Source organism: Stenotrophomonas sp. a6, assembly GCF_030913325.1.
In the GTDB taxonomy this organism is placed as follows: domain Bacteria; phylum Pseudomonadota; class Gammaproteobacteria; order Xanthomonadales; family Xanthomonadaceae; genus Stenotrophomonas; species Stenotrophomonas maltophilia.
In genome coordinates, this window is the sequence record NZ_CP133161.1 from 3,400,707 (window position 1) to 3,414,588 (window position 13,882).

Genomic DNA, 13,882 nt, shown 5'->3' on the forward strand with positions numbered 1-13,882 from the left:
TACGGCGTGTCCTGCACGCCCCACCCACACGGCCCATCACGACCATCCATCAGTGCGAGCGCTTGCCGCAGAGGGGGCAGCGCCCGATGGAGTGGAATACCTCAGTACCGCTTGATCCCCGGCACCGTGCAGCCCTCAATCTGCGCATGCGCCGACACCGCATTCTCCTTCTCGCCCCGCGCCAGGCGCGACTGCTCGATCGTCGCCCAATGCCGGCGGCACAGCGGCCCTGTCTTCGAGCCCAGGTCGACCGCCTTGCGCGCAAACGCCTCCGCCTGTGCCCACTGCCCCTGCAGCAGCGCCAGCTCGGCGCGCTCCTGCAGCACCGCCGGGTCACCGGCGACGATTTCCAGCGCGTGGTCCAGGCTGCTGGCGGCACCGGCCAGATCGTTGGCCTGGCGTTGTGCCTGCGCGGTCACCCGCAGATCTTCCACCTGCGAATCACGCAACGGCTGCACCGACAGCTCCTTGTCATCCGGGCCAGCGGCTGCGTCAACTGCGGCCAGGCGCTGCGCCGGCGTGGTGGTATCGACCGGTTTGACCACCGGCGGCGCACTGCTCACGCAGGCGGCCAGGGCCAGGCTGAGGCCGGTCAGGGCCAGGGGCTGCAGCAGGGATCGCATGTTCATCGGCATCATCGGCTCGGGGGAGGAGTGGCGGCGGCGGGCGTCGCGGCAGGTTCGGCAGGCGCTTCCGGCTTGCGGTCCAGGCCGAACCAGCTGCGCCAGCCGCCACCCTCGCCTTCGGCCTCGCCCTGCCCGTCCGGCGACACCGCCGGTGCACAGGGCGCATAGGCCGGCGCATAGCCGACCACGAACGGGAAGCGGCGCGCTCCCGGGCAGCCCTCGTCGGTCGTGTTGAGGCCGCTGGCGGCCACCGGCTGCCAGTCCAGGCCCTTGTTGCTGACCCGCAGCGGCGCACTGGGAAGACGCTGGAAGATGCCCGACCAGACCCGCATCGCGCCGGTGGCACCGTACAGGCCAGCCTGCTCGTTCTGGTCGTTGCCGATCCAGATCACCGCCAGGTGATCCCCGGTGTAACCGGCATACCAGCTGTCACGACCATCGTTGGTGGTACCGGTCTTGCCGGCCGGCTGCAGGCGGCTGAGGCCATCGGCGTTGAGCCGCTGCGCGGTGCCGCTGGCAACCACCTGCTGCAGGCCGACACTGATCAGGTTGGCGGCAATCGAATCGCCTTCCTGGGCCGGTGCCGGGGTCTTGTCGTAACGCTTGAGCAGCTTGCCCTGCGGATCGAGCACGCCACGCACCGCATGCAATGGCTGGATTTCGCCACCGGACGCGAGGAACTGGTACAGCTGTGCCATCGCGTAAGGGCTCTGGTCGGTCGAACCGAGGATCACCGCCGGATTCGCTTCGGCCTTGATGCCGGCCAGCACGTGGATCAGCTGGGTCACACGCTCGGGGCCGACCTGCATGCCCACGCGCACCGTGGCCTGGTTGTAGGAATGCGCCAGCGCGTCGATCAGGCGCACGGTGCCGTGGCTGCGGTTGTCCGCGTTGCCCGGGCTCCAGTTGCGGCCACGGCCGAGCTGCACCGTCACCGGCGAATCGTCGACCCAGCTGGCCAGCGAGTAGCGGTCCGGCTGCGCCAGCGCCAGCAGGTACACGAACGGCTTCAACAGCGAGCCGACCGGGCGCTGTGCTTCGATCGCTCGATTGAACCCCACCTCGGACACCTCACGGCTGCCGATCACCGCCAGCACGTCACCGTTGTGCACGTCGGTCAGCACCATGCCGGCCTGCAGTTCGGGACGGCGCTTGCTTTCCAGCGATTTGATGGTGCGGGTCACCGCGCCTTCGGCATAGGCCTGCGCAGACGGCGACATGCCGGTCATCACGCTCAGGCCGGCGCCCTGCAGCGCCGATTCCGGATAGTCATGGCCGAGCTGGCGGCGAACCAGGTCCACATAGGCCGGGAAGCGGTTGGCCGCCACCAGGCCCGGCGTCTTGGGCACGCCCAGCGGCGCCTTCAGCGCACGCTGGTACTCGGCATCGTCGATCAGCGTCGCCTCATGCAGCTTGCCCAGCACGAAATTACGGCGATCCAGCGCGCGTTCCGGGTTGCGCCGCGGATCGTAGTAGGACGGGCCCTTGACCAGGCCGATCAGCAGCGCGATCTGCTCGGTTTCCAGCGATTGCAGGTCACGGCCGAACCAGAACTCGGCGCCGGAAGACATGCCGTGGATGGCCTGGCTGCCGCGCTGGCCCAGGTACACCTGGTTGAGATAGGCCTCGAAGATGGTGCGCTTGTCGTAGCGCGCCTCCATGATCAGCGCGTACAGCACTTCGTTGAATTTGCGGGTGACCGTCTGTTCCTTGCCGATCCCGAGCAGGCCGCTGCGGGCCAGCTGCTGGGTCAGCGTGGACGCCCCCTGGCGACTCTGGCCACCGGAACGGACCGTCACCCACACCGCGCGCGCGATGCCGGACAGATCGATGCCGTGGTGACGGTTGAAGTCCTTGTCCTCCACCGCCTGCAAGCCGGTTACCAGCAGGTCCGGCGCCTCGTCCATGCGGATCAGGCGGCGTTCTTCCTGCTTCTGCCCGTACAGGGTGGCAATACGTGCCGGGTCCAGGCGCGCAGCCTTCAGCGCCTTGCGGTTGTCGGCATCACGCAGCGACGCGACCGCACCGTCTGCCAGCGACAGTTCCAGTCGGCGCGGTGCGACGCGGCCATCCACATCGTTGTAGCCACGGCTGGAAATGACAAAGCGCCCGCCATTCACCGCATAGGTCGCCGGCTCCTTGCCCTGCCCGTCATCGCGGTAGGCAGATGCGGCGAGTTCGGTCTTCAGGGTCGCCGCGTCCATTGCCTTGCCGGGTGTGAGCACCAGCGGCCGCGCATATACCCGGGTCGGGATCTGCCAGCGCAGTTCACCGAAGCGCTGGGTCACCTGTTGGTTCAGGTACAGCGTATAAGGGATCAGGAAGCCCAATCCCAACGCGACCGCAGCCATGCTCCAGGTGATCAGGCGACGCCGCCACAGCGGGCTGTCGTCCTGCTGGTCGTCGTCGAAATCGTCGATGTCGTCGGAATCGTAGCGTCGGGGCACGGGCATGCAGGCAGGTAGGGTCTGGCGAGTCTAACGCAGGCGCCGCGGTGGCTGGCAGGCGATGGCCCGCGGTTTCACTGCAGTTCAAGCAGCGCGCGGCGCCCGCCACCCGGCCCACGCGCCCGCAAGCGCTGCCCAGCCCCCTTTCCAGCCGCCCCCCGCCAGGCAGACGTTGGCCAGGCGTGCGATCAACCGCGGCGCATCATGGGCGATCCAGCCTGCCGGCACATCCACACGGCGATACAGCTGCAGGCGCGACCAGGCCATGCGCCAGGCGAGCGCGTGAAGTCCCTGGAAGCGCTCCGGCGCCACCACCACGCCGCGCTGCCCCAGCAGATCGGCCAGGGCCAGCAGGCGCCCGGCCGTGCGCTGGCGCGCCTGTGAATCGAACAGATCGAGATGGCGCAGGCGTTGCAGGAAACCGCGGCGACTGGCACCGATCTGGTTGTTGCCATGCTGCCGGTAGTCGATGGTCGGTTCGGCCAGCATGTCCAATCCTCCACGCAGCGATGCGTGGACCGCCAGCCATTCGTCGTGGCTCCAGCCCGGCGGGACCGGCAGCGATCCGGCCAGCAGCCCGCGGCGCAGCGCGCAGGTGGCACCGGTGATGAAGTTGCGCAGCAGGATCGCGTCGATCGCAAGGCCCGAGCGTTCCAGCTCGACCTCGGCCGGATGGACCACCAGTACCTCCAGCAGCCGCTGGCCAAGCGGCGCGCCCTGCGCGTCCACCAGCCATGCATCGCTGTGCAGCAGCAACAGGCCCTGATCGGCGTGGAAGCGCTCCACGTAGCGGCGGACACGCCCCGGATGCCAGACATCATCCTGGTCGCACAGGAACAGGATGTCGGCCTGGCAACGCATCAGTGCATCGGCGAAATTGCGCACATAGCCGAGATTGCGCGCGTGCTGGACGATCTCGACACGGATGCCCAGCGCCTTTGCACGCGGCACGAAGGCCTGCAGCAGCTGCAGCGTCTGGTCGCTGGAACCGTCATCGCCGATCATGACTTCGTTCACCGGAAGATCCTGGTCGAGGATGCTGTCCAGCTGCGCCTGCAGGTAGCGCGCACCGTTGTAGGTGCACAGCGCGACGCCAATGCGCTCGGCAGGGGCCGATCGGGATGGCGCGTCAGGCATCGAACGTACTCGCGGAAACAAGGGCCGGGGGATGGTAGCAGAGCCCCCCAAGAGGATGGATATGGTGGCTGGCTAGCCGTTGCCGGGATACGCAGCGATCCGCTGCACGGCCTGGGCCGCGCTCATCGGTCGCCACGTGCCAGCGTCGGGCTGGAATGGCCGCGGATGTACGTCCAGCAGCGCCTGCAGCGGGCCATTGTCCGCAATCAGATCCTGCTGCAGGCGTGACACCGGACCACGCGCCCGCGGCAGCACCGCGGCCAGGCCCCGCAGTGCCGCGCCCGGCAACGGCAGCGCCAATGTCGGCTGTGCCAGACTGGCGTGCACGCGGCGGAACATCGCGTGATAGGGCAGGCGCTCGCCACCGCCGATTTCCAGCACCCGTGCCGACGCTGCACCGGTGGCGATGCAGGCCACCACGGCGCGGGCGATATCGTCGGCATGCACCGGTTGGCGCAGGCCTCCCACCAGCGGAATCGGAAACAGGCGCAGACGCAGCGCACGCTGCACGATCGGGGTGATGCTGCGGTCGATGCCGGCCCCATAGATCAGGGTCGGCCGCAGGATCGTCCAGCCCATGCCAAGGCGCTCGGCCTGCGCGATCAGGCCCGCTTCGCCCCGCTGCAGCATCGCCACGACGTCCTGCTCGTCGGCCTGCTCGGAATTCTGCTTGCTCAGCACGCTCATCGAACTGGTGGCGATGACCTGCCGCGCGGGGGCCGCCGTCTGCCGCGACAACCACTGCGCCAATGCTTCAAGGGGGCCGAAGCTGGCAATCGCCTGCCAGTCCGGAGACGGCACGCTGTCCAGCGCAGCCGCCAGGTCCCCGCACAGCCACTGCACGCCGTCCTGTGCCGGTTGCGGTTGCCGGCTCACCGCCTGTACCCGCCCATGCGCCTGCACCAGGCGCGGCAGCAGGAACCGGCCGATCTGGCTGGTGGCTCCGGAAACAAGGACGGTCATCGGCACTCCGTGGGGATGTTGCGAGGGGTGGCTACTATAGCGGTCCCTCCGGCAGCGGCGGGCTCAGGGCGACGACACCCCGATGTCGCGCAGGCGCTGCCGCAACTGCTGGTACTCGCTGCTGGAAGGGCCGACGCCAAGCTCGCCCGCCTGCTGGAGCGCGCGTTCGGCAAAGGCGACATCTCCGTTGCCCAATCGTTCGCTGCCAATCGCAATCCAACGCTGCGCGAGGCGCTGGCGGGCCGCAGGCAGGCCGCCGGCGGTGGGAGACAACGTCTGCCAGGCCTGCAGGCAGGCACCTGCAGCCTGCACCCTGTTCTGCCGGAGGTTGTCGTCGAAACAACGGCGACTGGCAGGCAGCAGGCGCGCGGCCGCGGCCTTCACCCGTGAATCGCGCGGTGCCAGCGCCTGTGCTTCGCGAAGGGCATCGAATGCGCTGTGCCCCGGAGGGCTGATCCATTGGCCTGCGCGCTCGGCGCGTTCGATCCGGCGCAGGTGATCGCGCAGCTCGCGTTCACGCTGCGCGTTGCTCACTGCGGGCTGCTGCAGTGCCTCCCGGGCCTGCCGTGCACGCTGCAGGCGCTGCACCAGTTGCTGTCGTGCCGCCTGCGAAGCGCCCAGTGCTTCGGCCAGCACGGCATCACGCTGCGCCGCCTCGAACTGGAAATCGTCGGCCTGGATCTGGCTTCGCGCCAGCACCGCCTGCAGCACCTGCTCGCGGCCCCGCTGGGCAGTGGGATCGTCCGGCGCCACCGCCAGCACGGCCAGGAACCCCTTTGCGGCACGTTCCAGCTGCTGTCGCTGAAGTGCGCGCTGTGCCTGCCGCAAGCGCTCGTCGACCGCCCGTGCCAGGGCCTCCTGGCTGGCGGGAAGATCGGCGTGGCCTGCATCGAACAGGCGCGCGCGCTGCAACGTCGCAGCGGCTTCAGCCAGTTCCCCGCGTCCGGCCAGCGCGCGCGCATGCTGCAGCAGATCGCTCAGTGCATCCTCGCGCCCCTCCAGAGCGGGCAGGTTGTCCGGCTGCAGTGCCAGGATGCGCTGGAACAGCGGCAACGCACTGCTGTCGCCATCGTCCAGCCGGCCGGCCGCGAACGCATTGCGGGCCTGGGCCAGCAACGCGCCGATACCGGCGCCGGCGCTACGCCGCGCCTGCAGTTGGCGGGCCACGGCGTCGGCGTCGCCCTGCGGCACCTGCAGCTCGCGGGCCAGCGCCAGTGACTGCGCGCTGCCCTCGAGATCGTCGCCCTGCAGCTTGTCGCGGGCCTGCTGCAGTGCTGCCGCGGCGGTTCGTGCAAGGCCCTGGCGCGCCTGCGGCCGATCGCCATCCAGTGCCAGCACCGCCTGGTAGCGCTCCCGCGCACCACTGCCGTCGGCCGCACTCAGCCGGCCGGCGGCGAGCGCGCGATCGCCTTCGACCAGCAGCTGTTCGATCTGCGGCTCGTCCCAGAACCAGTCGGCCAGCGGCTTGCGCAGCAGCACCAGCAGCACGAACACCGCCAGCGCCGCGACCAGCGCCCATCGCCAGACCCGCCGCGCATGACGTGCCTGCAGCCACCACCAGCGGCCTTCGCGGCGGACGCGATCCAGCGCAGGGTGTTCAGCGCCATGCGGGCGATGCGGGGGCTCGCGTTCCATGCGTGCAGGGTAGCCGGGGCGGCGTGAAGCTCAGCCGAGGCGACGCGCCTCGCTCACACCCGGCAGCGCGTCCAGCTTGCCCAGCAGGTTCGACAACTGGTCGTAGTCGCTGACCTTCAGCCTCAGGCGCAGATGGGCACGGCCACTGTTGCGCACGTTGTCACTGTGGATGTCGAGCACGTAGGCGTCTTCCTGGGCGATCAGGTTGGTGATGTCCTTCAGCAGCCAGCGGCGGTCGACCGCATTGACCACCACGTCCACCTCGTAGCCGCCCCCGGCCTGGCCCCATTCCACCGGCAGGATGCGCTGCGGGCTGGTGGCCGCCAGCCGGGCCAGCGCGGCACAGTCTGCCCGGTGCACGGTGACACCACGGCTACGGGTGAGGTAGCCGACGATCGGTTCGCCGGCCACCGGCTGGCAGCAGCGCGCCAGCTGCACCAGCAGATTGCCCACGCCCTGCACCGTGAACTTGGACTTGCCCAGGTTCTCGCGGCGGGCGGTCGGGCGCGGAAGCGCCGGCGCAGGGGCCGGCTGGCTGGCCGCGCGCTCTGCTTCCAGCAGCGTACGGCTGACCTGGTTCGGGCCGGTGTCGCCCAGCGCCACCTGGATGTAGAGGTCGTCAACGCTGTCGGCATGGAACTTCTTCGCCGCCACCGCCAGATCCGAATGCTGCAGCCCCAGGCGCTTCAGCTCGCGCTCGAGCAGTTCGCGCCCGGCCTGCACGTTGCGCGCGCGGTCCAGCTTGTGGAACCAGCTGCGTACCTTTTCGCGCGAGCGGTTGCTGGCCAGGAAGCCCAGCGCGGGCATCAGCCAGTCGCGGCGGGGGTCGGCCTCCTTGCCGGTGAGGATCTCGACACGGTCGCCGCTGCGCAGGCGATAGGTCAGCGGCACGATGCGGCCATTGACCTTGGCGCCGCGACAGCGGTGGCCCACCATCGTATGTACCTGGTAGGCGAAATCGAGCGGCGTGGCCCCCTGGGGCAGGTCCAGCACCTCGTCCTTCGGGCTGAGCGCATAGACCCGGTCCTCGGTCAGCTCGGCGTCGAGTGCCCCGGCCAGTTCATTGCCCTGCCCGTCCTGCGCCTGCTCCAGCAGCTGGCGCATCCAGGTGATCTTGCGATCGAACGACTTTTCCGCGCCCTTGCCGCCTTCCTTGTACTTCCAGTGCGCGGCCACGCCCAGCTCGGCCTGGGAATGCATCTCGTGGGTGCGGATCTGCACTTCGATCGTGCGCCCTTCCGGGCCGACCACGGCGGTGTGCAGCGAACGGTAGTCGTTGGCCTTCGGGCGTGCGATGTAATCGTCGAACTCGCTCGGCACCGGGGCCCACAGCGCATGCACCACACCCAGCGCGGCGTAGCAGGCGGCGACGTCGTCGACCATCACCCGCACCGCGCGGATGTCGTACAGCTGGTCGAACGCCAGCCGCTTCTTCTGCATCTTCCGCCAGATGCTGTAGATGTGCTTGGGGCGGCCACTCACTTCGGCATGGATGCCCTGTGCGGCCAGCTCGCGCGACAGCTGCTTCTTCACGTTCTGCACGTAGCGCTCGCGCGCCACGCGGGTTTCGTCCACTTCGCGCGCGATGCGGCGGTAGGTTTCCGGCTCCAGGTGGCGGAACGCCAGGTCCTCCAGCTCCCACTTCAGCTGCCAGATGCCCAACCGGTTGGCCAGCGGCGCATGGATGTCGCGGGTCAGCTGCGCCAGCGCCCGGCGCTGCTCGTCGTCCAGCTTGTCGGCAGCGCGCATTCTCGCCAGCTGCCGGGCCAGCAGGATCGGCACCACGCGCAGGTCGCGGATGATCGCCAGCAGCAGGCGGCGCAGGCCCTCGCTGTTGCGCCCGGCCTCGCGGCCAGCATGCAGCGCCCAGACCGGATCGGCGGCGTCCTGGCCGTCGAGCAGGCCGATCACCGCCGCCTTGTGGTTGCCCAGCGGCAGCTGGTCCAGGCTGGCGCGCAGGCCGGGCAGGTCGAACAACAGCGCGGCAACCACCGCGCCTTCGTCGGCCGAGAGCATCGACAGTGCATCGAGGGTATCGCCCAGCACCGACCAGCTGGCGCGCATCTGGTGGTCGCACTCCGGTGCTTCCCAGTGTTCGCGCAGGGCCTGGCGCAGCGGAGCGGGCAGCACCGCGGCGGAGGGACGGTTCAACAAGGCATCCAGGCCGGGGACAGAAGCGCGGTTCACAGCATCGAGCAGGCAAGACAGAGGTTCCTACACTAGCGCCGGCGCCGTTCAGGGACAATCACCGCAGCCACCATCACCCGGCATGAAGACATGCCGCTACACTCGCCGGCAAACCCAGGAGAGTTCCGCCATGCCCTCGATCGCCCCACGTTTCCGTCCACGGCTGCTGGCCTGCGCCGCACTGCTGCTGTCCCTGTCGGCGCCTGCGCTGGCCCAGCGCGTGGTGGACGGTGACCTGCAGCAGCAGATGTCGCCGACCGAATTCAAGGCGGCCGGCCTGGACAAGCTGAGCGCGCAGGAACTGGCCACGCTCAACCGCTGGCTGCAGGGCAAGGTTGAAGCGGCGACGACCCAGGCTGTGGCAGCGGTACGCGAAGAAGCCCGCGAACAGGGCCGCCAGGAAGTGATCGTGAAGAACCGCGGGTTCTTCGATTTCGGCAGCAACGAGCCGATCACCGGCGTGCTGCAGGGCGAGTTCCGTGGCTTCGGCAAGGGCCGCGTCTACGTGCTGGACAACGGCCAGGAATGGGAGCAGACCGACAGCACCAGCGTGGTCGGCGTGCGCAAGCAATCGCCCAAGGTCAGCATCAAGCCCGGCGTGATGGGCGTGTGGTACATGAAGGTGGAAGGCGTGAACAGCCAGCCCAAGGTGCGCCGCTCCAAGTAGTGGATCCACGCCACGCGTGGATGACATCCCACCGTACCCCGCCGGTCATCGTCCGGCGGGGTCGGTCGGGGGTTACGAGGCCTGGCGCAGTGCCGTCACCCGCTGCGCCAGCTTCTTCGCCGAAATGCCGGTACGTGCCCCCAGCTCCTGCGCGAACAGCGACACCCGCAGCTCTTCCAGGTCCCAGCGCAGTGCCTGCCATTGCGGGCGATCGCGCAGGCCCTGCTGCTCTGCCGTTTCCAGCGCTTCCAGGAACGGATGCAGTTCCAGCATGCGTGCCTGGTCACGTGGCGGATCACGCTTGGCGCGTTCGGTGCGCAGGATCATCGCCTTCAGGTAACGCGGATACTGCGCCAGCGCGTCGGCCGGCGTATCGCGCAGGAAACCGGGGTGGATCAGCCCGGAAAGCTGCGCTTCCATGTCGTCCAGGTTGCCGCGCGCCCAACCCATCAACGGTGCTTCCAGCATCGGCTTCAGTTCCGCCACCAGCGCCAGGATGGTTTCGGCCAGTTTCAGCCGCGACATGGCCTCGCCGAACAGGGCCTTGGCCGCATGCTCACGGCGCTGTTCGAAGGCCGCCGCATCGCGGATGTCTTCCAGGCCCTCCGCCAACACCGCGTTCATTGCCGCATCCACCAGGTCACCACGCAGGCGCTCCTGCGACTCGATCGCCGCATACAACAGGCCGGTCTTGGCGCCCACCGGCAGCTGCTTGCGCGCCTGCTTGACCTTCTCGGCCAGGGCGATCTCCAGCAGCCGGCGCACGCCCAGCGGGTGAGCCTCCTGTGCCTGCTGCCGATCGGCGAAGATGCGCAGCGCCACGCTGTCACCCTCGTCCAGCAACGCCGGATAGGCCGGAACGCCGGCTTCACCGGGTACCTGCAGCGGTATCGGCATGGCCGGGAACGTGCGCAGGCCATCGGCCGCCATCTCGCGGCCAGCGCGTGCAGCGAAGGCATCGCCGGCACGACCGCCGAATTTCGCGCGCAGTGCGTCCAGATCACGCGAAGTGGCCAGCACCTTGCCCTGCTCGTCGCGCAGCCGCAGGTTCATGTGCAGATGCGGCTCGATCGAACCGGGCTCGAAATCGAGCGCGGTCACGGTGGCACCGGTTGCACGTGACAGGAAACGCGCCAGTTCGCCGGTGATGGCATCGGCGCTGGGCTGCGGAAACGCCTCGTAGAACGCGCGGCCGAAGTCCGGCGCCGGCACGTAGTTGCGACGCATTGCCTTGGGCAGGCTGCGGATCAGTGCCGAGGCCTTGTCGGCGACGAAGCCCGGCGCCAGCCAGCCCAGCTGCACCGGGTCCAATGCATTGAGCAGGTGCAGCGGCACGTCCAGGGTCACGCCGTCATCGTCGGCACCCGGCTCGAAGCGGTAGTGCAGCGGCAACCGCGCCTGGCCCAGCGCCAGGTATTTCGGGTAGCGCTCCTGCTCACTGCCCTCTCCGGGCAGCAAGTCTGCGAGCGACCAGTGCAGCGCCTTGCGCTGTTCCGGTGCCAGTCCCTTCCACCAGGTATCCATCCCCGCCGCCGAATGGATCTGCGGCGGTACCCGGTCCAGGTACCAGCGCGCCTGCCAGTCCTCGTCGGCAACAATGCCGGCGCGGCGCAGCTTGGCTTCCTCCTCGCGGGCGACCTCCAGCACTTTCTGGTTGTCGGCCACGAAACTGGCGCGGGTGTTGATCTCGCCGGTCACCAATGCCTGGCGCACGAAGATGTCATGTGCCTCGCTCGGCTCGATGCGGCCGTAATGCACCGGCTTCTTCGGCGCCAGCACCAGGCCGAACAGGCTGATCTGCTCGGAGGCCAGCACCTGCCCCTGTGCGCGCGACCAGTGCGGATCGAAGTGCTTGCGCAGCAGCAGGTGCGGCAGCTCGGCAATCACCCAGTCCGGTTCGATCGCGGCCAGGGTCATGCCCCACACCTTCTGCGTATCCAGCAGGTTGGCCACCAGCAGCCACGGCGGCGGCCGCTTGGACAGCGCCGAACCCGGGAACGGCAGGAAGCGGCGCTGGCGTGGCGCCTGGAAATCGCCCTTCTCGGTGCGGTGGCCGATCTGCGTCGGCAGGCCCGCCACCAGCGCGCGGTGCAGGGTCTGGTAGGCGGCGGCGCGCACGCGTTCGCTGAAGCCGCCGCCGGCTGGCGCCTGTTCCTTCTGCGCACGCACGGCCACCGGGGCCGGTGCAGTCTCCGCCTTGCCTTCGCGGGCCAGGCGCGCGGCGCGGTGCAGCTGGCCCCGGGTGGCTTTCACCGCCGCCGCGTCATCACGCGCCGGGGCCGGCGCACTGCTGCCGGCCAGCAACGGCGCCATCGACGCCTCGCTGGCCTCCTCCTTCCAGCCCAGTTCCTCGCACAGCAGCCGCAGCTGGCGATGCAGCTCGCGCCACTCGCGCATGCGCAGGAAGCCGAGGAAATGACGTCCGCACCAGTCGCGCAGCTTGGACTGGGTCAGGTCTTCATGGGCCTGCCGGTAGGCATCCCACAGGCGCAGCACGCCAACGAACTCGGAGCGGCCATCGGCGAACTGCGCGTGCGCGCTGTCGGCCGCACCACGCGCTTCGGGTGGGCGTTCGCGCGGGTCCTGGATGCCCAGGAACGAGGCGATCACCAGCATCGGCCGCAGGCAGCCTGCGGCCTGCGCGGCCACCAGCATGCGCGCAAGCTTCACGTCCACCGGCAGGCGTGCCATCTGCTTGCCGATGGTAGTCATGCGCCGCTCGGCGTCGATCGCGCCCAGTTCGGTCAGTTGCTGCCAGCCATCGGCCACCGCACGCTCGTCCGGCGCCTCAAGGAACGGGAATTCCTCGATGCGGCCCAGGCCCAGCTGCAGCATGCGCAGGATCACCCCGGCCAGGCTGGAGCGGCGGATTTCCGGATCGGTGAATTCGGGCCGCGCCTGGAAATCGGCTTCGGCGTACAGGCGGTAACAGATACCTTCGGCGATACGTCCGCAGCGACCTTTGCGCTGGTTGGCGCTGGCCTGCGAGATCGGCTCGATGTGCAGGCGGTCCAGCTTGTTGCGCGGACTGTAGCGCTTGACGCGGGCGAAGCCCGGATCGACCACGTAACGGATGCGCGGCACCGTCAGCGAGGTTTCCGCCACGTTGGTGGCCAGCACGATGCGCCGGTTCGGCCCGGGGTTGAACACCCGGTCCTGGTCCTGGTTGGACAGGCGGGCGTACAGCGGCAGCACCTCGGTATTACGGTACTTGCGCCGCTCCAGCGACTGGTGCGCATCGCGGATCTCGCGCTCGCCCGGCAGGAAGATCAGTACGTCGCCGCGCGCATCCAGGCGGGTGATCTCGTCAATGGCCGACACGATGGCGTCGTTGACGGTGCGTTCGCCCTGGTCTTCGCCCTCGCCTTCCAGCGCGCGGTAGCGCACTTCCACCGGATAGGTACGGCCTTCGACGCTGATCACCGGCGCATTGTCGAAATGCTGGGCGAAGCGTTCGGTGTCGATGGTGGCCGAGGTGACGATCAGCTTCAGGTCCGGCCGCTTGCGCAGCAGCTGCTTCAGGTAGCCCAGCAGGAAATCGATGTTGAGGCTGCGTTCGTGCGCCTCGTCGACGATGATCGTGTCGTAGTTCGACAGCCAGCGGTCACTGGCGATCTCCGCCAGCAGAATGCCGTCGGTCATGAACTTGATGCGGCTGTCTTCGCTGACCTTGTCATTGAAGCGCACCTGGTAGCCGACCAGCTGGCCCAGTTCACTCTGCAGTTCCTGTGCGACACGGCTGGCCACCGCACGTGCGGCAATCCGTCGCGGCTGGGTGCAGCCGATCATGCCGGCCTGGCCACGGCCGGCGGCCAGGCACAGTTTCGGCAGCTGGGTGGTCTTGCCCGAGCCGGTTTCACCGGCGATCACCACCACCTGATGTTCGCGGATCAGCCCGATGATGGCGTCGGCTTCACGCGCAATCGGCAGCTGCGGGTCCAGAGTAATGGACGGCTGCTGTTGCGCCCGCACCTGCCGGCGCTGCACCGACGCCTGCAAGGCCTGCTCGAAGGTGGCGGCCAGTGCCGCATCCTGTGGCTTGGCCTGGCAACGCGAGAGCATCCCCAGCAAACGGCCCCGGTCGCGGCTCATGGCGCCGTCGATGGCGGCACGCTGTTGGCGCAGGCGGGGCGATGGATTTTTATCGATAGAGTTCATCAATCGGTTCGTTCAAAACTTTGAAAGCGACCAGTCATCACGACCGGTTTATTGTGAAGGCC

The 13,882-nt window shown here is 68.7% G+C and carries 8 protein-coding genes; 1 reads left to right on the top strand and 7 read right to left on the bottom strand.

Going from position 1 to position 13,882, the window contains the following annotated elements:
• Window positions 1-101: 101 nt before the first annotated feature.
• The 6 genes from Q9Q79_RS15685 to Q9Q79_RS15710 form a co-directional block, all read right to left on the bottom strand.
• Window positions 102-638, bottom strand: coding sequence for a hypothetical protein (locus Q9Q79_RS15685; protein WP_005414256.1), 537 nt, complete (start codon window positions 636-638; stop codon window positions 102-104).
• Complete coding sequence (mrcB, locus tag Q9Q79_RS15690; RefSeq protein WP_065184011.1) at window positions 635-3,073, bottom strand: penicillin-binding protein 1B; 2,439 nt, start codon at window positions 3,071-3,073, stop codon at window positions 635-637. Before mrcB ends, Q9Q79_RS15685 begins: the two co-directional genes overlap by 4 nt.
• A gap of 84 nt (window positions 3,074-3,157) precedes the next feature.
• Window positions 3,158-4,210 (bottom strand): glycosyltransferase family 2 protein, encoded by a 1,053-nt coding sequence (locus Q9Q79_RS15695; protein ID WP_100443081.1) that lies wholly within the window; start codon window positions 4,208-4,210, stop codon window positions 3,158-3,160.
• 72 nt (window positions 4,211-4,282) lie between these two features.
• Entirely contained in the window at window positions 4,283-5,173 is an 891-nt protein-coding gene (locus Q9Q79_RS15700) for an NAD-dependent epimerase/dehydratase family protein (RefSeq protein WP_065184007.1), read from the bottom strand.
• A gap of 63 nt (window positions 5,174-5,236) precedes the next feature.
• Window positions 5,237-6,808 carry a hypothetical protein gene (locus tag Q9Q79_RS15705; protein WP_099484100.1) on the bottom strand — a complete coding sequence of 524 codons (1,572 nt, stop codon included), beginning with the start codon at window positions 6,806-6,808 and terminating at the stop codon, window positions 5,237-5,239.
• 30 nt (window positions 6,809-6,838) lie between these two features.
• The gene (locus Q9Q79_RS15710; RefSeq protein ID WP_043035705.1) at window positions 6,839-8,995 is read right to left on the bottom strand and encodes a bifunctional (p)ppGpp synthetase/guanosine-3',5'-bis(diphosphate) 3'-pyrophosphohydrolase; all 2,157 of its coding nucleotides are present in this window, start codon (window positions 8,993-8,995) and stop codon (window positions 6,839-6,841) included.
• 130 nt (window positions 8,996-9,125) lie between these two features.
• Here Q9Q79_RS15710 and Q9Q79_RS15715 point away from each other — a divergent pair, with 130 nt between their 5' ends.
• Complete coding sequence (locus Q9Q79_RS15715) at window positions 9,126-9,662, top strand: hypothetical protein (protein ID WP_012481055.1); 537 nt, start codon at window positions 9,126-9,128, stop codon at window positions 9,660-9,662.
• A gap of 72 nt (window positions 9,663-9,734) precedes the next feature.
• On the opposite strand, the gene hrpA is transcribed toward Q9Q79_RS15715, so the two are convergent.
• Entirely contained in the window at window positions 9,735-13,820 is a 4,086-nt protein-coding gene (hrpA, locus tag Q9Q79_RS15720; protein ID WP_201862568.1) for an ATP-dependent RNA helicase HrpA, read from the bottom strand.
• Between the last annotated feature and the right edge of the window lie 62 nt (window positions 13,821-13,882).